The organism is Streptomyces sp. NPDC059875, from assembly GCF_042731085.1.
Lineage (GTDB): Bacteria > Actinomycetota > Actinomycetes > Streptomycetales > Streptomycetaceae > Streptomyces.
Genome location: NZ_JBHWJZ010000015.1, coordinates 168,699 through 186,771, shown reverse-complemented (window position 1 = coordinate 186,771; position 18,073 = coordinate 168,699). Strand labels below are relative to the sequence as shown.

Annotated in this window: 12 protein-coding genes; 7 read left to right on the top strand and 5 right to left on the bottom strand. The window is 71.1% G+C overall.

Annotated features, from left to right (window positions below):
- Nucleotides 1-102 precede the first annotated feature (102 nt).
- The 3 genes from ACFV9D_RS20325 to ACFV9D_RS20315 all read right to left on the bottom strand — a co-directional run bounded on the left by ACFV9D_RS20325 (nucleotide 103) and on the right by ACFV9D_RS20315 (nucleotide 3,196).
- Nucleotides 103-1,386: an MFS transporter gene (locus ACFV9D_RS20325; RefSeq protein WP_385147722.1), complete on the bottom strand. Its 1,284-nt coding sequence runs from the start codon at nucleotides 1,384-1,386 to the stop codon at nucleotides 103-105.
- Nucleotides 1,387-1,763: 377 nt separating this feature from the next.
- Nucleotides 1,764-2,420, bottom strand: coding sequence for an MBL fold metallo-hydrolase (locus ACFV9D_RS20320; protein ID WP_385147719.1), 657 nt, complete (start codon nucleotides 2,418-2,420; stop codon nucleotides 1,764-1,766).
- A gap of 50 nt (nucleotides 2,421-2,470) precedes the next feature.
- Nucleotides 2,471-3,196 (bottom strand): maleylpyruvate isomerase family mycothiol-dependent enzyme, encoded by a 726-nt coding sequence (locus ACFV9D_RS20315; RefSeq protein ID WP_385147716.1) that lies wholly within the window; start codon nucleotides 3,194-3,196, stop codon nucleotides 2,471-2,473.
- A gap of 188 nt (nucleotides 3,197-3,384) precedes the next feature.
- Between ACFV9D_RS20315 and uvrA the strand changes: the two genes are divergently transcribed.
- Nucleotides 3,385-6,363, top strand: a complete 2,979-nt coding sequence (uvrA, locus tag ACFV9D_RS20310; RefSeq protein WP_385147713.1) for an excinuclease ABC subunit UvrA — start codon at nucleotides 3,385-3,387, stop codon at nucleotides 6,361-6,363.
- A 59-nt stretch (nucleotides 6,364-6,422) separates the two neighbouring features.
- Here uvrA and ACFV9D_RS20305 read toward each other — a convergent pair whose 3' ends face one another.
- Nucleotides 6,423-7,598, bottom strand: a complete 1,176-nt coding sequence (locus ACFV9D_RS20305; protein WP_385147711.1) for a trypsin-like serine peptidase — start codon at nucleotides 7,596-7,598, stop codon at nucleotides 6,423-6,425.
- Between the two features lie 321 nt (nucleotides 7,599-7,919).
- On the opposite strand from ACFV9D_RS20305, the gene ACFV9D_RS20300 reads away from it, so the two are divergent.
- The 5 genes from ACFV9D_RS20300 to ACFV9D_RS20280 all read left to right on the top strand — a co-directional run bounded on the left by ACFV9D_RS20300 (nucleotide 7,920) and on the right by ACFV9D_RS20280 (nucleotide 16,037).
- Complete coding sequence (locus tag ACFV9D_RS20300; protein WP_385147708.1) at nucleotides 7,920-9,383, top strand: diaminobutyrate--2-oxoglutarate transaminase family protein; 1,464 nt, start codon at nucleotides 7,920-7,922, stop codon at nucleotides 9,381-9,383.
- 49 nt (nucleotides 9,384-9,432) lie between these two features.
- On the top strand, nucleotides 9,433-11,334 hold the full coding sequence (locus tag ACFV9D_RS20295) for an IucA/IucC family protein (protein ID WP_385147705.1): 1,902 nt from the start codon (nucleotides 9,433-9,435) through the stop codon (nucleotides 11,332-11,334).
- A gap of 96 nt (nucleotides 11,335-11,430) precedes the next feature.
- Nucleotides 11,431-12,159, top strand: a complete 729-nt coding sequence (locus ACFV9D_RS20290; RefSeq protein WP_385147702.1) for a GNAT family N-acetyltransferase — start codon at nucleotides 11,431-11,433, stop codon at nucleotides 12,157-12,159.
- 61 nt (nucleotides 12,160-12,220) lie between these two features.
- Complete coding sequence (locus ACFV9D_RS20285; protein WP_385147699.1) at nucleotides 12,221-14,026, top strand: IucA/IucC family protein; 1,806 nt, start codon at nucleotides 12,221-12,223, stop codon at nucleotides 14,024-14,026.
- 37 nt (nucleotides 14,027-14,063) lie between these two features.
- Nucleotides 14,064-16,037, top strand: coding sequence for an ATP-dependent DNA helicase (locus ACFV9D_RS20280; RefSeq protein ID WP_385147696.1), 1,974 nt, complete (start codon nucleotides 14,064-14,066; stop codon nucleotides 16,035-16,037).
- A gap of 111 nt (nucleotides 16,038-16,148) precedes the next feature.
- Here the strand turns inward: ACFV9D_RS20280 and lexA are convergent, their stop codons facing one another.
- Complete coding sequence (gene lexA / locus ACFV9D_RS20275) at nucleotides 16,149-16,940, bottom strand: transcriptional repressor LexA (RefSeq protein WP_315893389.1); 792 nt, start codon at nucleotides 16,938-16,940, stop codon at nucleotides 16,149-16,151.
- A 480-nt stretch (nucleotides 16,941-17,420) separates the two neighbouring features.
- Between lexA and nrdR the strand changes: the two genes are divergently transcribed.
- The gene (gene nrdR, locus ACFV9D_RS20270) at nucleotides 17,421-17,933 is read left to right on the top strand and encodes a transcriptional regulator NrdR (protein WP_385147693.1); all 513 of its coding nucleotides are present in this window, start codon (nucleotides 17,421-17,423) and stop codon (nucleotides 17,931-17,933) included.
- Nucleotides 17,934-18,073 lie beyond the last annotated feature (140 nt).

Genomic DNA, 18,073 nt, shown 5'->3' with positions numbered 1-18,073 from the left:
ACCGACATGGACACCTCCGACCCCTGCCCGGCCCCCGCCACCATAACCCACCGCGGCCGGTGCGGGCGGCACACCACCGCCCCCACCGGCCGCGGTGCGTTTCTATGCGGGGACCTTCTCCGCCGCCGGTGACGTGGCCCGCGCCGGCAGCGTCTCCGGAAGCAGCGCGAAGCAGCCCAGACTCAGCAGCGCCACAGCCGTCAGATACGCCGCGACACCCCAGGGCGGGCCCGAGCCGCCCGACACGGCCGTCGCCACGATCGGGGTCAGCGCCCCGCCCAGCACTCCGGCGAGGTTGTAGCCGACCGCCGCGCCCGTGCACCGCACCCTCGGCTCGTAGAGCTCGGGGAGGTACGCGGCGACCACCGCGAACATCGTGATGAAGGCGAGCATCGAGCCCAGGAACCCGAGGAACATCAGCACCGGCTCCGCCGTGTGCAGCAGGGCGACCATCGGGAACATCCACACCGCGGAGGCCGCGCATCCGGCCAGGCAGAGCGGACGACGGCCGTACCGGTCGCCCAGCATCGCCGCCAGCGGCGTCACGGCCCCCTTGATCGCCACCGCTGCCATGATGCAGACCAGCATGGTCGTACGGGTGACACCCAGGTGCTCGGTGCCGTAGGCCAGGGCCCAGGTGGAGACCGTGTAGAACACCGCGTACCCGACGGCGAGCGCCCCGGCGGTGAGCAGGACCAGCCGCCAGTGGTCGCGCACGACCTCGGCGAGCGGCGCGCTCGCCCGCCGCCCGGTCGCGCTCAGTTCCTGGAACTGGGGCGTCTCGGTGAGCGAGGAGCGCAGCAGCAGCCCGCCCGCGGCCAGCAGGCCGGCAGCCCAGAACGGCACGCGCCAGCCCCACTCGCGGAACTGGGCGTCGGTCAGCGTGGCCGACAGCGCCAGCATCACCCCGTTCGCCAGCAGGAAGCCGACCGCGGGGCCGATCTGCGGAAAGCTCGCCCACAGCGCGCGGCGCCGCTCCGGCGCGTGCTCGGCGGTGAGCAGGACGGCCCCGCCCCACTCGCCACCGAGGCCGAGCCCTTGAAGGAAGCGCAGCACGAGCAGCAGCACGGGGGCGGTGATGCCGAGCGTGGCGTACGAGGGGACACAGCCGACCGCGACCGTGGCGCAGCCGGTCAGCAGCAGCGAGGCGAACATGACCGGGCGCCGTCCGTAGCGGTCGCCGACGTGCCCGAAGAGAGCCGAGCCGAGCGGACGGGAGATGAAGCCGACGGCGAAGGTGCCGAAGGCTGCCAGGGTCCCGGCGAGGGGCGAGAAGGTGGGGAAGAAGAGCGGCCCGAGGACGAGCGCGGCGGCCGTCCCGTAGACGAAGAAGTCGAAGAACTCGATGGCCGTACCGACGAGCGAGGCGGCGGCGAGCCGCCCCATCGACGGAGGAGCGGGGGAGCCGGGAGTAGCGGGGGGAGCCGGGGAGTCCGGGGGAGTCGGCACATCCGAGGAGCCCCGGGGGGCCGGAGGGCCCGGAGGTTCCAGGGGTGCCAAGGAGTCCGATGCAGTCGGAGAGTCCGGGGGTGCCGGTGCGGCGGCGGAGTCGGCGGAGGTCGGGCGGGCCGCCGGTGCCGGGACAGTGGCGGACTCCGGGGGGCCGGCGGAGGCCGGGCTGTCCGGATCCGGAGACGGACGCGGAGAGTGACTGTGGCGCATGTCGCGCCAACTACCCTGCGTCCGTCCGGGTTACGGGGGGCGTGCGGAAGCGCGCGGCCGTGGACCGCGCGCCTTCACCGGTCAGGGCCCTCCGGGCGACGTCACCAGCCGCGCGCGTGCCACTCGGGCAGATGCGGCCGCTCGTCACCGAGCGTGGTGTCCTTGCCGTGGCCCGGGTACACCCAGCTCTCGTCCGGAAGGACCGCGAAGAGCTTGGTCTCGACGTCCTGGATCAGGCTCGCGAAGGCCTTCGGGTCCTTCCAGGTGTTGCCGACGCCGCCCGGGAAGAGGCAGTCGCCGGTGAAGACGTGCGGGGGGCCGTGCGGGTCGTCGTAGACCAGGGCGATCGAGCCGGGCGTGTGCCCGACCAGCCGGCGCGCGGTCAACTCGACCCGGCCGACCGTGAGCGTGTCGCCGTCCTCCAGCGGCACGTCGGTCGGCACGGGGATGCCCTCGGCGTCGTACGCCCCGGCGTACGTCCGCGCCCCCGTCGCGGCGACCACCTCGGCGAGCGCCTGCCAGTGATCGCCGTGCCGATGGGTGGTGACGACGGACGCGATGCCGTCGTCACCGATCAGCGTGAGGAGCGTGTCGGCCTCGTTGGCCGCGTCGATCAGCAGCTGCTCACCGGTCGCCCGGCAGCGCAGCAGGTACGCGTTGTTGTCCATCGGGCCGACCGCGACCTTCGAGATCATCAGGTCCGTCAGCTCGTGCACATCGGCGGGCCCGCCGACCTTCACAGCTCCGCTGTACGTCATGGGCTCAGCCTATCGCCGGGCGCCGACACGCGGGGTCCCAACAGCCGGGACTACAACGGCGGGAGCTTCGGAAGCGGGCCGCCCTCGACCTTCAGGGCGGAGCCGTCGCGACGCCCGGCGAGCCAGCCGAGCAGCTCGGGCGCGGTCCCCGAGACGGCCACGGGGCCGCCCTCGGCGCCGCCGCCGGTCGTCCAGGCCGCGTCGTCCTGGAAGCCGCCGTCAGGCGTCCAGATGCGGCCGTCCTGGGTGCGGATCGCGGTCGCCGGCACGTCCTTGTGGCCCGCGAAGCGCTCCGCCAGGAAGTCGATCTCCCGCAGGACGAACTCCTCGGGCAGGTCCTCCAGCTCGTAGCCGACCCCCAGGTCGACATGGTGCAGGGCGACCTCCACCCAGCGGCGGAAGGGGACGCGGGCCGCGCGGTCCGTGACACCGTTGCGGAGCTCGACGGTCCGCTGCCAGTCGGCGGGCTCCGCGCCCACGGCCTGGAAGCGCTCGCCGCTCTCGCGGACGTCGGTGAGCTGCTCGTCCAGGGGGCGGGGGGCGTCGCGCTCGATGTCGGCGTCACGGGTCGCGGCGTCCGCGTACATGGGCCGGCCCTGGAGAACGTTCACCAGAGCGTCGGCGTTGCGGGCGATGTGGGCCAGGACATGGCCGCGGGTCCAGCCGGGAAGCCGTGACGGCTCGGCGACCGCCGCGTTGTCCCATGAGGCGGCTGCGTCGAGGAGCCGCTCGGTCGCTTCACGTACAGAGGCCAGGTCACGCACATGGTCGATCATGAGGCCGACCCTAGCGCCGCCACTCATTCGGGTGAAGCGGTCGGAGCAAGGCCGGAAATCGAATGTGCGTGCTATAGGCTCGGTGGAAGCATCCGGCATCCTTGGTTGTTGGGTACTCAGGTACTTCCAGGCATATCTGCGACCCGCACTTCTGTGCCTCCGCTCTCTCAAGAAAGGTGCGGACCGGCGTGGCCGACCGTCTCATCGTTCGTGGCGCTCGCGAGCACAACCTCAAGAACGTCTCGCTCGACCTCCCGCGTGACTCCCTCATCGTCTTCACCGGGCTGTCCGGGTCGGGCAAGTCCTCCCTCGCGTTCGACACGATCTTCGCCGAGGGTCAGCGCCGGTACGTCGAGTCGCTCTCCTCGTACGCCCGGCAGTTCCTCGGCCAGATGGACAAGCCGGACGTCGACTTCATCGAGGGACTCTCGCCCGCAGTCTCCATCGACCAGAAGTCGACCTCGCGCAACCCGCGCTCGACGGTCGGCACCATCACCGAGGTCTACGACTACCTCCGCCTGCTCTTCGCCCGCATCGGCAAGCCGCACTGTCCCGAGTGCCGCCGCCCGATCTCGCGCCAGTCGCCGCAGGCCATCGTCGACAAGGTCCTGGAGCTGCCCGAAGGCAGCCGCTTCCAGGTCCTCTCGCCGCTCGTGCGCGAGCGCAAGGGCGAGTTCGTCGACCTCTTCGCCGACCTCCAGACCAAGGGCTACAGCCGGGCGCGGGTGGACGGACAGACCATCCAGCTCAGCGAGCCGCCGACCCTGAAGAAGCAGGAGAAGCACACGATCGAGGTGGTCGTCGACCGCCTCACCGTGAAGGACAGCGCCAAGCGCCGGCTCACCGACTCCGTCGAGACGGCCCTCGGACTCTCCGGCGGCATGGTCGTGCTCGACTTCGTCGACCTCGCCGAGGACGACCCCGAGCGCGAGCGGATGTACTCGGAGCACCTGTACTGCCCGTACGACGACCTGTCCTTCGAGGAGCTGGAGCCCCGCTCCTTCTCCTTCAACTCGCCCTTCGGCGCCTGCCCGGACTGCACCGGCATCGGCACCCGCATGGAGGTCGACCCCGAGCTGATCGTCCCGGACGAGGACCGTTCGCTCGACGAGGGCGCCATCCACCCCTGGTCGCACGGCCACACCAGGGAGTACTTCGGCCGCCTCATCGGCGGGCTCTCCCAGGCGCTCGGCTTCCGTACGGACATCCCGTACGCCGGGCTCCCCGCGCGGGCCAAGAAGGCCCTCATGCACGGCCACAAGACCCAGGTCGAGGTCCGCTACCGGAACCGGTACGGACGCGAGCGCGCGTACACCACCCCGGCCTTCGAGGGCGCGGTCTCCTTCGTCAAGCGGCGGCACAGCGAGGCGGAGAGCGACTCCAGCCGCGAGCGCTTCGAGGGCTACATGCGCGAGGTGCCCTGCCCCACCTGTGAGGGCACCCGACTGAAGCCGATCGTCCTCGCCGTCACGGTGATGGAACGGTCCATCGCCGAGGTCTCCGCGATGTCGATCAGCGAGTGCGCCGACTTCCTCGGCCGGCTGAAGCTCAACGCCCGCGACAAGAAGATCGCCGAGCGGGTCCTGAAGGAGGTCAACGAGCGGCTGCGGTTCCTCGTCGACGTCGGTCTCGACTACCTCTCCCTCAACCGCGCCGCCGGCACGCTCTCCGGCGGCGAGGCCCAGCGCATCCGGCTCGCGACCCAGATCGGCTCCGGTCTGGTCGGCGTGCTGTACGTCCTGGACGAGCCGTCCATCGGCCTCCACCAGCGCGACAACCACCGGCTCATCGAGACGCTGGTCCGGCTGCGGGACATGGGCAACACGCTCATCGTCGTCGAGCACGACGAGGACACCATCAAGGTCGCCGACTGGGTCGTCGACATCGGCCCCGGCGCCGGCGAGCACGGCGGCAAGGTCGTCCACTCCGGACCCCTCGCCGAGCTGCTCTCCAACAAGGAGTCGATGACCGGGCAGTATCTCTCGGGCCGCAAGGCCATCGGGATGCCGGACATCCGGCGCCCCATGGACCCCTCGCGCCGGCTCACGGTGCACGGCGCCCGCGAGAACAACCTCCAGGACATCGACGTCTCCTTCCCCCTCGGCCTGCTCACGGCCGTCACCGGAGTCTCCGGCTCCGGCAAGTCGACGCTGGTCAACGACATCCTGTACACCCACCTGGCGCGCGAGCTGAACGGCGCCAAGTCGGTGCCCGGGCGGCACACGCGCGTGGACGGCGACGACCTCGTCGACAAGGTCGTGCACGTCGACCAGTCGCCGATCGGCCGCACCCCGCGGTCGAACCCGGCGACGTACACCGGCGTCTTCGACCACGTCCGCAAGCTCTTCGCCGAGACGATGGAGGCGAAGGTCCGCGGTTATCTGCCCGGCCGGTTCTCCTTCAACGTCAAGGGCGGCCGCTGCGAGAACTGCTCCGGCGACGGCACGATCAAGATCGAGATGAACTTCCTGCCGGACGTCTACGTCCCGTGCGAGGTCTGCCACGGCGCCCGGTACAACCGGGAGACCCTGGAGGTCCACTACAAGGGCAAGTCCATCGCCGAGGTCCTGGACATGCCGATCGAGGAGGCCCTGGACTTCTTCGAGGCCGTCCCGACGATCGCGCGCCATCTGCGCACGCTCAACGAGGTGGGTCTCGGGTACGTCCGGCTCGGCCAGTCCGCACCGACGCTCTCGGGCGGTGAGGCGCAGCGCGTGAAGCTCGCCTCCGAGCTCCAGAAGCGTTCCACGGGACGCACGGTGTACGTCCTGGACGAGCCGACCACGGGTCTGCACTTCGAGGACATCTCGAAGCTGATCAAGGTCCTGTCCGGCCTGGTCGACAAGGGCAACTCGGTGATCGTCATCGAGCACAACCTCGATGTCATCAAGACCGCGGACTGGGTCATCGACATGGGCCCGGAGGGCGGCAGCGGCGGTGGTCTGGTGATCGCCGAGGGCACGCCGGAGGAAGTCGCCTCGGTCCCGACGAGCCACACCGGCAAGTTCCTCCGCGAGATCCTGGGCGCGGACCGCATCAGCGACGCGACGGTGCCTGCGGCGCGGAGCGCGAAGCGGGCGCCTGCCAAGAAGGTCGCCGCGAAGAAGACGGCCGCGAAGAAGGCCGCGCCCGCCAAGAAGACGGTGGCACGGGCCCGCAAGGCGTGACGTCGGGGGTGGGGGGGGGGGGGCCCCCCCGGGGCCCCACCCCCTCCGAACGACGTCGCCTAGCGGCCGGCGAACTTCTTGCTGACCTCGTCGTAGACGCCCTTCGCCTCGACGCCCAGGCGCGGACCGGCCAGCCAACCGGCCGTCACCGGGCCGATCGAGGTGTTGGACACCAGCGCCGGCTTGCCGTCCTGACCCGCCGCCACCCAGCCGCCGCCGGACGAACCACCGGTCATGGTGCAGCCGATGCGGTGCATCGTCGGCTGCTCCGCCTTCACCGACAGGCGGCCCGGCTTGTCCGCGCACTGGAACATCTTCTGGCCGTCGAACGGCGGGCCCGCCGGGTAGCCGGTCGCCGTCATCGTCGCGATCTTCGACACCGCGGGGGCGTTGAACTCCACCGGGAGCGCCGAACCGACCGTCTCCTCCAGCGACTTGCCCGTGCTGCCCTTCTCCGGCGTCACATGGATCACCGCGAAGTCGTACGGAGCGCCCTGACCGCCGGTCGCCGCACCCTGGGAGATCCACTGCTCGGACGTCTGGGCCCAGTCGCCCCACCACACGCCGTACGGAGCGACCTGCTCACGCGTCGCCTTCTCCAGCTGCGCGGTCGGCAGGGCACGGTCGTTGTACGACGGGACGAAGGCGATGTTGCGGTACCAGCCGCCCTTCTTGCCGGCGTGCACACAGTGACCCGCGGTCCAGACCATGTTGGACTTGCCGGGGTTGGCCGGGTCCTTCACGACCGTGGCCGAGCAGACCATCGAACCCTCGGGGCCGTCGAAGAACACCTTGCCCGCCTCAGGGGCGTTGGCGTGGTACGGGGCCTGCACGCCCTTCGCCTTCACCGGCGCGGGGGTCGGGTCGGTGACACCCTCGTCGCCCGAGATGTCCTCCTCCTCGACCGGCTTGTCGGGCCGCTGGGCGTCGCGCATGCGGTCCGGGTCCCAGAGGTCCTCGATGATCGGGTTGACGTAATCCTTGGCCTCACGCAGCCACTTGTCGCGGTCCCAGTTCTTCCACTCGCCGTTCCTCCACTTGTCCAGATCGATCCCGTGCTCCTTGAGCCGATCCTTCAGATCGTCCGGAATCGTGATCTTGTCGCCGGTGGACGGGCTCGCGGGCGCGCTGGGCTTGTCTCCCGCGTTCTCCTCGGTCGGGCCGCAGGCCGTCGCCGTCAGCGTCAAGGCCGCGACAGCGGCTGCCGCGGCCAGCAGCGGACGAATCGATCGCATCTCGTGATCCCCCTGGGACTACGTCAACTTGTGCATGAGTGAACTGTGGTGGCGCCGTGACCGGCGCCGATGTGCGGCCACCACTATGCCGGTGCCGGAGGGGACGGTGCGCGGCAGGTCCGCGGTTCCGGTCTCCGTGCGGCCGTTGCCAGGCCGTGATCCCCACCACTCCAAGGATCTTGGGATTCTCCCGTGATCCTTGGCAGCCCTCGTCGTTGGTACGTACGGGGGACACAGAGGAAGCGTTCAGCGCCACCGTTCGCACGGTGGAGCAACGTACCGATGTGCAACGCAACTGTTACAGCGGGAGGACACCGAGCCGTGGCCGTGACCGAACCAGCTCCGGCCGTACCGTCGGCCGCGTACGCACACCAGGGGGAGCGGAGGGCGGGCGAGAGCGGCGCCCATGAGGGCATTCTGCGCCGCCAATCGCTGCGGGAATCGGCGGCGCGCACCTATGCGCGCTCTCTGCCGATCGTTCCCGTACGGGCCCGGGGGCTGACGATCGAGGGCGCGGACGGCCGGCGTTACCTGGACTGCCTGTCCGGCGCGGGGACCTTGGCCCTCGGGCACAACCACCCGGTGGTCCTCGAGGCCATCAAGAAGGTCCTCGACTCCGGAGCCCCCCTGCACGTCCTCGACCTCGCCACGCCGGTCAAGGACGCCTTCACCACCGAGCTCTTCGCCACGCTTCCCGCCGAACTCGCCCGCGACGCACGCATCCAGTTCTGCGGACCGGCGGGCACGGACGCGGTCGAGGCCGCCCTCAAGCTCGTTCGCACGGCCACCGGCCGACGCGGACTGCTCAGCTTCACCGGCGCCTACCACGGCATGACGGCCGGTGCCCTCGACGCCTCGGGGGGCGCGACGGACGTACGGGTCACCCGGCTGCCCTATCCGCAGAACTACCGCTGCCCCTTCGGGGTCGGCGGCGAGCGCGGAGCCGAACTGGCCGCGCGCTGGACGGAGAACCTCCTCGACGACCCCAAGAGCGGGGTCACCGCCCCCGCCGCCATGATCCTCGAACCGGTCCAGGGCGAGGGAGGCGTCATCCCCGCCCCCGACACCTGGCTGCGCCGGATGCGGGAGATCACCGCGGCACGCTCCATCCCGCTCATCGCCGACGAGGTCCAGACGGGCGTCGGCCGCACCGGCGCCTTCTGGGCCGTGGAGCACAGCGGCATCGTCCCCGACGTCATGGTCCTCTCCAAGGCCATCGGCGGCTCCCTCCCACTCGCGGTCATCGTCTACAAGGCGGAGCTCGACGCCTGGGCGCCCGGCGCCCACGCGGGCACCTTCCGCGGTAACCAGCTCGCCATGGCGGCGGGAGCCGCCACCCTCGCGTACGTACGGGAGAACCGGCTCGCCGACCGCGCGGCCACCCTCGGCGCCCGCATGACGGGTCGGCTCCAGGGCCTGGCCGCCGCCCACCCCTGCATCGGCGACGTGCGTGGCCGGGGCCTGATGATCGGCGTCGAGCTGGTGGACCCGGAATCCGAGGACCCGGGGGACCGCGGCGCCCCCGCCCCGCCGGCCGACCCCGTCCTCGCGGTGGCCGTCCAGCGGGAGTGCCTCGACCGCGGTCTCATCGTCGAACTCGGCGGCCGCCATTCGGGAGTCGTACGCCTCCTTCCGCCGCTCACCCTCACCGACGAGCAGGCCGAGGCCGTCCTCGACCGCTTCGCCGACGCCCTGGCCGCCGCCGAACGCGCCCACCGCCCAGGCGCCCCCACACGTGACACGCGTCTCCGGAACGACACCGGACCGACCGGACCATCCCGCTGATCCCGCTGATCCCGGACCGAACCCGGACACCCTCACAAGGAAGCCCCCCGTGAACGCCAGCCCCGCCTCCGAAGCGTCCGACACCGGCAGCGCCGCCCGCGGCCCGGTCACCGTCGAGCAGGTCACCGTCCCACGCCAGCACTCCGGCCCGTACGACCCCCAGCCCGCGGCGCCCGCACCGCAGGTGCCCGCGCCGCACACGGCCGCGGCTGGGGGCGGAGCGGCGATCCGGGAGGACCACCTCGACGACCCGGACGCGCAGCGCGCCGCCGACGCCGCGACCATCGAGAACCTGCTGCGCTGCTGGGTGCGCGAGAAGAACCTTCCCGCCCCCGAGTCCACGACCCTCCGCGTTCCTCTCGAAGCCAGCGGGACCGCCCTCCTCGTCCCCGTCCACTACTGGTCGCGGACGGGGTGGCACCGCTTCGGCGCTCCCGCCCTCGAAGGGCTGCTCCCCACCGCCCCCGCAGCCGACGCCGTCACCGTCGCCGCCCTCCTCAGCCGCGAGACCGGACGCCCCGAAGGAACCGAACTCGTCGGCCGCGTCGCAGACTCGGCCCGCCGTACCGCCGAGTTCATCACCGACCGGCGCCGCCGACCCACCCCCGGCCCCGAGGCCGACCTGTTCCTCACCGCCGAGCAGTCCCTGCTGCTGGGCCACCCCCTCCACCCCACCCCCAAGAGCCGCGAAGGACTCTCCGACGCCGAGGCCCGGCTCTACTCACCCGAGCTCTATGGCTCCTTCCCACTGCACTGGATGGCCGTCGACCACACGATCCTCGCCTCCGACTCCGCATGGACGGAACAGGGTCGTCCGGTCACCGCATCCCAGCTCGCCCTGGGCCTCGCCGACGGCCTCGAACTGCCCCCCGGTACCGTGCCGTTGCCCCTGCACCCCTGGCAGGCGCGTGAGCTTCGGCACCGTCCCGCCGTCGCCGCCCTCCTCGACGCGGGCCTGCTCCTCGACCTCGGCCCCCACGGCGCCGACTGGCACCCGACCTCCTCCGTCCGCACCGTGCACCGGCCCGGCGCCCGCACGATGCTCAAGCTCTCCCTCGGCGTACGCATCACCAACTCCCGCCGCGAGAACCTCCGCAAGGAGCTCCACCGTGGCGTCGAGGTCCACCGGCTGCTGCGCACCGGGCTCGTCGACCAGTGGCAGGCCACCCACCCCGGTTTCGACATCGTCCGCGACCCCGCCTGGCTCGCGGTCGACACCCCCACCGGCGAACCCGTCCCCGGACTCGACGTCATGGTCCGCCACAACCCCTTCACCGCCGGGGACGACGCGGTCTGCATCGCCGCCCTCACCGCCCCGCGCCCCTGGCCCGGCACCACGCGGATGCGCTCCCGCCTCGCCGACATCGTCACCCGCCTCGCCGCCCGCACCGGCCGCCCCACCACGGCCGTCGCTGCCGAGTGGTTCCTGCGCTACCTCGACCAGGTCGTCCGCCCCGTGCTCTGGCTCGACGGCTTCGCGGGCGTCGCCCTCGAAGCCCACCAGCAGAACACGTTGGTGCTCCTCGACCCCGACGGCTGGCCGATCGGCGGCCGCTACCGCGACAACCAGGGGTACTACTTCCGCGAGTCCCGCCGCGACGAACTGGAAAGCCGCCTCCCCGGCATCGGCGCGGCCAGCGACACCTTCGTCTCCGACCAGGTCACCGACGAGCGCTTCGCCTACTACCTCGGCATCAACAACGTCCTCGGCCTCATCGGAGCCTTCGGCGCCCAACAACTCGCCGACGAACGCGTCCTGCTCGCCGGCTTCCGCCAGTTCCTCACCTCCGCCACCGGCCTCGGCTCCCCGCTGCCGCACCGGCTCCTGGAGGCCGCGACCCTGCGCTGCAAGGCCAACCTCCTCACCCGCCTGCACGGCCTCGACGAACTCGTCGGACCCGTCGACACCCAGTCCGTCTACGTCGCCATCACCAACCCCCTTCGTGCCTGAGGAACCACACCGACCACACCCGTCCACACTCCGACCAGACCCGACCGTCCGGCCGAAAGATCACGACCCGACCGAACCGCCGAGAGGAGCACCACCATGTCTCCCACCGATGCGAGCACCGACACGGGCACCGATCCCGGAGCCGGCCCCCGACCCCCGTCCGACACGGGCGGCGAGGACACTCTGGACCTGCACCTCTCGGACGAACTCGTCGCCCTGTTCGCCACCGGCGACGGGACGGAGGCCATGGACGGCGACCTCCTCGACGCGGTCGCCACCTGGGGCCCGGCCGCCACTCCCGCCGGTCCGTTCCACCTCGTGCCGGTGCGGATCGAACGGGACCTGGCGCTCGTCACCCGCTGGATGAACGACCCGGCCGTGGCCGCCTTCTGGGAGCTCGCCGGCTCGCAGGCGGTGACCGAGTCCCACATCCGCGCCCAACTCGACGCCGACGGCCGCAGCGTGCCCTGCCTCGGCGTGCTCGACTCCACCCCGATGAGCTACTTCGAGATCTACCGCGCCGACCTCGACCCTCTCGCCCGGCACTATCCGGCCCGGCCCCACGACACCGGCATCCACCTCCTCCTCGGCAGCGTCGCCGATCGCGGCCGGGGAGTCGGCACCATGCTCCTGAGAGCCGTCGCCGATCTCGTACTCGACCACCGGCCTCGCTGCACCCGCGTCATCGCCGAACCCGACCTTCGCAACACCCCTTCCGTCTCGGCCTTCTTGAGCGCCGGCTTCCGCTTTACCGCAGAAGTCGACCTTCCTGACAAACGAGCCGCCCTCATGGTCCGCGACCGCGCCCTTCGTCACGTCCTGTGAACGCCTCCCTGTCTTACATACACCGCTCGACCCACAGCGGTTCCCACCCCGAGGAGTCCCCGTGCCGTCGTCCCCTGCCACCCATGACTCCGCACTGCTCGCACCCCCCGAGCTGACCCCCGCGGCCTGGACCAGGGCCGCCGCCCGCCTGCTCGCCAAGACCATCGGCGAGTTCGCGTACGAGGAGATCGTCGAACCCGTCCCCGCCGACACCGCGACCGACACCCCCGGCCACCCCGACCGCTATCTCCTGCGCCTCGACGACGGCTCGTCACTGACCTTCACGGCCCGCCGCGGCGCCTACGGAAGCTGGCGGGTCGCACCTGGCTCCCTGAACCTCGACGGCCGGCCGATGACCGACCCGCTGGCCTTCCTCGTGCGCGCCCGCGGACTCCTCGGCCTGGACGGCGCCACCCTCGGTCATCTCATCCGCGAACTCACGACCACCCTCGCCGCCGACGCCCGCCTCGACCGGACAGCAATGACGGCCGACCGGCTGGCCGACCTCGGATACGCCGAACTCGAAGGCCACCAGACCGGCCACCCGTGGCTCGTCCTCAACAAGGGCCGGATCGGCTTCTCCGCGACCGACGCCGCCCGCTGGGCCCCTGAGGCTCGCAGCACCACCCATCTCCCCTGGATCGCCGTGAGCACCGATCTCGCCGCCTACCGCGGCGTACCCGGCCTCGACACCCCGGACCGGCTCTACGCGGGCGAGCTCGACGACGACATCCGCGAGAGCTTCCACGCCACGCTGCGGGCCCGCGGACTCGACCCCGACCGGTATCTCCTCCTGCCCGTCCACCCGTGGCAGTGGGACGAGATCATCCTCCCGCTGTACGCCCCCGCCGTCGCCGCCGGAGCCATCGTGCCGCTGCCGGCCGACCGGGACCAGCGGCTGCCGCAGCAGTCCATCCGTACGTTCCTCAACACGAGCCGGCCCGACCGGCACACCGTCAAGCTGCCGCTGTCGGTCCTCAACACCCTCGTCTGGCGCGGCCTCCCCACGGAACGCACGATCGCCGCCCCCGCCGTCACCTCCTGGGTCCACGGGCTGCGCGACGCCGACCCGTTCCTGCGCGACGAGTGCGGGGTGATCCTGCTCGGCGAAGTCGCCTCCGTCACGGTCGAGCACCCCCTCTACGACCGGCTGCCCGAGGTCCCCTACCAGTACAAGGAACTCCTCGGAGCGATCTGGCGCGAACCCCTCAGGCTCCCGCCCGGCGAGCGAGCCCGTACCCTCGCCGCGCTGCTCCACACCGATCCGAACGGCCGGGCGTTCGTCGCCGAACTGGTCGAGCGCTCCGGGCTCGCCCCCACCGTCTGGCTCCAGCACCTCTTCGCGGCCCTGCTCCCGCCGCTGCTGCACTTCCTCTACCAGTACGGCACCGTGTTCTCCCCCCACGGCGAGAACGCCATCGTCGTCTACGACGACCAGGACGTCCCCGTACGCCTGGCGATCAAGGACTTCGTCGACGACGTGAACATCAGCGCCCGGCCGCTTCCCGAGCACGACGCGATGCCGGACGACGTCCGTGCCGTCCTGCTCACCGAGGAGCCCGACTTCCTCACGCAGTTCATCCATTCAGGGCTCTTCGTCGGCGTCTTCCGCTACCTGGCACCCCTGTGCGAGGAGCAACTCGCCGTGCCTGAAGCAGACTTCTGGGCGCTGGTGCGCGCGGAGATCCTGCGCCACCAGGCACGCTTCCCCGAGCTGAAGGAACGGTTCGAGCTGTTCGATCTCCTCACGCCCCGGATCGAGCGCCTGTGTCTCAACCGCAACCGTCTGCACCTGGACGGCTACCGCGACCGCCCCCAGCGACCCCACGCCGCCGTCCACGGGACGGTCCCGAATCCCCTCGCGTGATCCGACTGTCAGTGCCGCGCCGTAGGCTGGACGCGCTATGACGAAGCCATCCCTCCCCGACCTCCTCCACGCCGCAGTCTCCGCCGTCGGCGGTGTGGAGCGCCCCGGCCAGGTCACCATGGCCGAAGCGGTGGCCGAGGCCATCGACGACAGCTCCCACCTCCTCGTCCAGGCCGGCACCGGCACCGGAAAGTCCCTCGGCTATCTGGTGCCGGCGCTGGCGCACGGTGAGCGCGTGGTCGTGGCCACGGCCACCCTGGCGCTCCAGCGCCAGCTGGTCGAGCGGGATCTTCCGCGTACGGTCGACGCTCTGCACCCTCAGCTGCGTCGGCGTCCGGAGTTCGCCATGCTCAAGGGGCGGTCGAACTATCTCTGCCTCCACCGTCTCCACGAGGGTGTGCCGCAGGACGAGGAGGAAGGCCTCTTCGATCCCTTCGAGGCCGCGGCTCCGACCAGCAAGCTGGGCCAGGACCTGCTGCGGCTCCGCGACTGGTCCGACGAGACGGAGACGGGCGATCGGGACGATCTGACGCCGGGTGTCTCCGACCGTGCCTGGGCGCAGGTGTCGGTCTCCTCCCGGGAGTGCCTGGGGGCGAGCAAGTGCGCGTACGGGGCGGAGTGCTTCGCCGAGGCGGCCCGCGAGCGCGCCAAGCTCGCCGAGGTCGTCGTCACCAATCACGCCCTGCTGGCCATCGACGCGATCGAGGGCGCCCCCGTGCTGCCCCAGCACGAGGTGCTGATCGTCGACGAGGCCCATGAGCTGGTCTCCAGGGTCACGGGCGTCGCCACCGGCGAGCTGACCCCCGGCCAGGTCAACCGCGCGGTCCGCCGTGCAGCGAAGCTGGTCGACGAGAAGGTCGCCGACCAGCTCCAGACCGCGGCCGAGGGCTTCGAGCGGTTGATGGAGCTGGCCCTGCCGGGCCGGCTGGAGAAGGTTCCGGAGGACCTGGCCTACGCGCTGATGGCGCTGCGCGACGCCTCGCGTGCCGTCATCACGGCGCTCGGTTCCACCCGCGACAAGTCCGTCCAGGACGAGGACGCCGTCCGCAAGCAGGCGATGGCCTCGGTGGAGACCGTCCACGGCGTCGCCGAGCGGATCACCCAGGGCTCCGAGTACGACGTGGTCTGGTACGAGCGGCACGACCGCTTCGGAGCCTCGCTGCGGGTGGCGCCGCTCTCCGTCTCCGGACTCCTACGGGAGAAGCTCTTCGCGGACCGGTCCGTGGTGCTGACCTCGGCCACCCTCAAGCTGGGCGGTGACTTCAACGGGGTCGGTGCCTCCCTCGGCCTGGCCCCCGAGGGCACTCAGGGCGAGGACATCCCTGTGTGGAAGGGCATCGACGTCGGTTCGCCGTTCGACTACCCGAAGCAGGGCATCCTCTACGTCGCCAAGCATCTGTCGCGTCCCGCGCGCGACGGCGACCGTGCCGACATGCTCGACGAGCTGACCGAGCTGATGCAGGCGGCAGGCGGCCGCACGCTGGGACTGTTCTCCTCGATGCGCGCCGCTCAGCTCGCGGCGGAGGAGCTGCGCTCCCGCATCCCCGAGTTCCCGATCCTGCTCCAGGGTGAGGACACGCTCGGCGAGCTGATCAAGAACTTCTCCGCCGAACCGCAGACCTGTCTCTTCGGGACGCTCTCGCTCTGGCAGGGAGTGGATGTCCCGGGCGCCAGCTGTCAGCTGGTCGTGATGGACAAGATCCCGTTCCCGCGCCCTGACGACCCGCTGATGAGCGCCCGCCAGAAGGCGGTGGAGGATGCGGGCGGCAACGGCTTCATGGCCGTCGCGGCCACACACGCGGCGCTGCTGATGGCACAGGGAGCCGGACGTCTTGTGCGGGCGACCGGGGACCGTGGCGTCGTCGCCGTGCTCGATCCACGGCTGGCCACGGCACGGTACGGCAGCTATCTGAAGGCTTCGCTTCCCGACTTCTGGTACACCACGGACCGCAATCAGGTGCGCAAGTCGCTGGCGGCGATCGACGCCGCTTCGAAGGCGGCGGGGGCCTGAGAGAGCCGACCGGGGTCCCTGCCGTTTCGGCAGGGACCCCGGGAGAACACAGCAGGGCCCCGGGACCGGCGCAGTGGGTCCCGGGGCCCGGTCAGAGCCGGCGTGGTGGTGTCACACCCGCCGCAGCACCGCGACGACCTTGCCGAGGATGGTCGCCTCGTCACCAGGGATCGGCTGGTACGCCGCGTTGTGCGGCAGCAGCCAGACATGGCCGTCCTCGCGCTTGAAGCGCTTGACCGTGGCCTCGCCGTCGAGCATGGCCGCCACGATGTCGCCGTTCTCCGCGACCGGCTGACGGCGCACGGTGACCCAGTCGCCGTCGCAGATGGCGGCCTCGATCATCGAGTCGCCGACGACCTTCAGGACGAACAGCTCGCCGTCGCCGACCAGCTGCCGGGGGAGCGGGAAGACGTCCTCGACGGACTCCTCCGCCAGGATCGGGCCACCGGCGGCGATCCGGCCGACGAGGGGCACGTACGAGGCGGCGGGCTTGCCCGTGGTGTCCGTCGGCTGCGTGCTGGGCTGGTCGGAGCCGCGCACTTCGTACGCCCTGGGCCGGTGCGGGTCGCGGCGCAGGAAGCCCTTACGCTCCAGGGCCATCAGCTGGTGCGCCACGGAGGAGGTGCTGGAGAGGCCCACGGCCTGCCCGATCTCGCGCATCGACGGCGGGTAGCCGCGCCGCTGGACCGAGTCCCGGATGACCTCGATGACCCTCCGCTGGCGGTCTGTGAGGCCGGAGCTGTCCGCCCTGATGCCTGGAGGTCGCCCGGGCAACGAGCGAGCAGGTCGGCCCGGCTCCCCGTCCCCGTTCATGGCTGCGTCATTCATGGCATGCACCGGCTCGAGTCGGCCCTGGGAGCGGTCCTGGGCAGTGATGGTGGCACTGTCTGCGGTGGTGGTCACGTCGGCGGCCCCTCTCGAATGGTCTCCCTGGCTGGCACAACGGTAGTGGCTTTCGAAAGGTTGCGCCAAACACACGTTCGAGTGAAAAATCGCAGATTGCCTTACGCATATGTGTAGGTGGGTGTATATGCAGGCCCCGGGTGCAGTGGCAATTCGGTCATTACGGTAGCGTTCGTCGCCGGGTCGCACGGCGGCGGGGGGTGCCTTCCCAGTGTGACATCCGTGGGGCCGGAATCGGCGGAGCCGCGCGCTTCCCGTACCCTCGTGGCCGGTCGCGGGCGCGCCGCACGCGCGACACGCGCGAAGTGCCGGAAACGCGACCCAACCCCAGATCTAGTGGTTGCATTGCATCAGCCACCTACAAGTTGTGGTCCCCGGTCCGCCGGGGGCGCCCGCATCGCCTATGCTGGTGGTCGCTTCGAGGGGCCTTGACGGGCCCGGCGAGGCTATTCAGTCGTGCCGTGAGGGAGGGTCGGAACCATGCATTGCCCCTTCTGCAGGCACCCCGACAGCCGTGTCGTCGACAGTCGCACCACCGACGACGGGACGTCGATCCGACGCCGCCGCCAGTGCCCCGACTGCTCCCGTCGTTTCACGACGGTGGAGACCGCATCGCTGATGGTGATCAAGCGGTCCGGCGTGACCGAACCTTTCAGTCGTACCAAGGTCATCTCCGGCGTGCGCAAGGCGTGCCAGGGGCGGCCCGTGACCGAGGACGCCCTCGCCAAGCTCGGCCAGCGGGTCGAGGAGGCGGTGCGCGCCACCGGGAGTGCCGAGCTGACCACCCACGACGTGGGCCTGGCCATCCTCGGCCCGTTGCAGGAGCTCGACCTCGTCGCGTACCTGCGCTTCGCATCCGTTTACAAGGCTTTCGACAGCCTCGACGACTTCGAGGCCGCCATCGCGGAACTCCGCGAGCGACGGCCTCCCGCAGAGGACTGCGGGACCGGAGCGACCCCCGAGGTCCCCGTTCCCGCCACCGCCGCCGACTGACCGGCGGGCCGGACCGAGGGTCCGGCCGAGGCCCGGCAGCGAGCGGCCGAGAAGACGTGTCGCGAGCGCCCTGAGCGGTGCGCGCGACAGCAGACAAGAAGACTGTGCCCTGGGATTATCTGGGCACTTAAGCGTGTTTT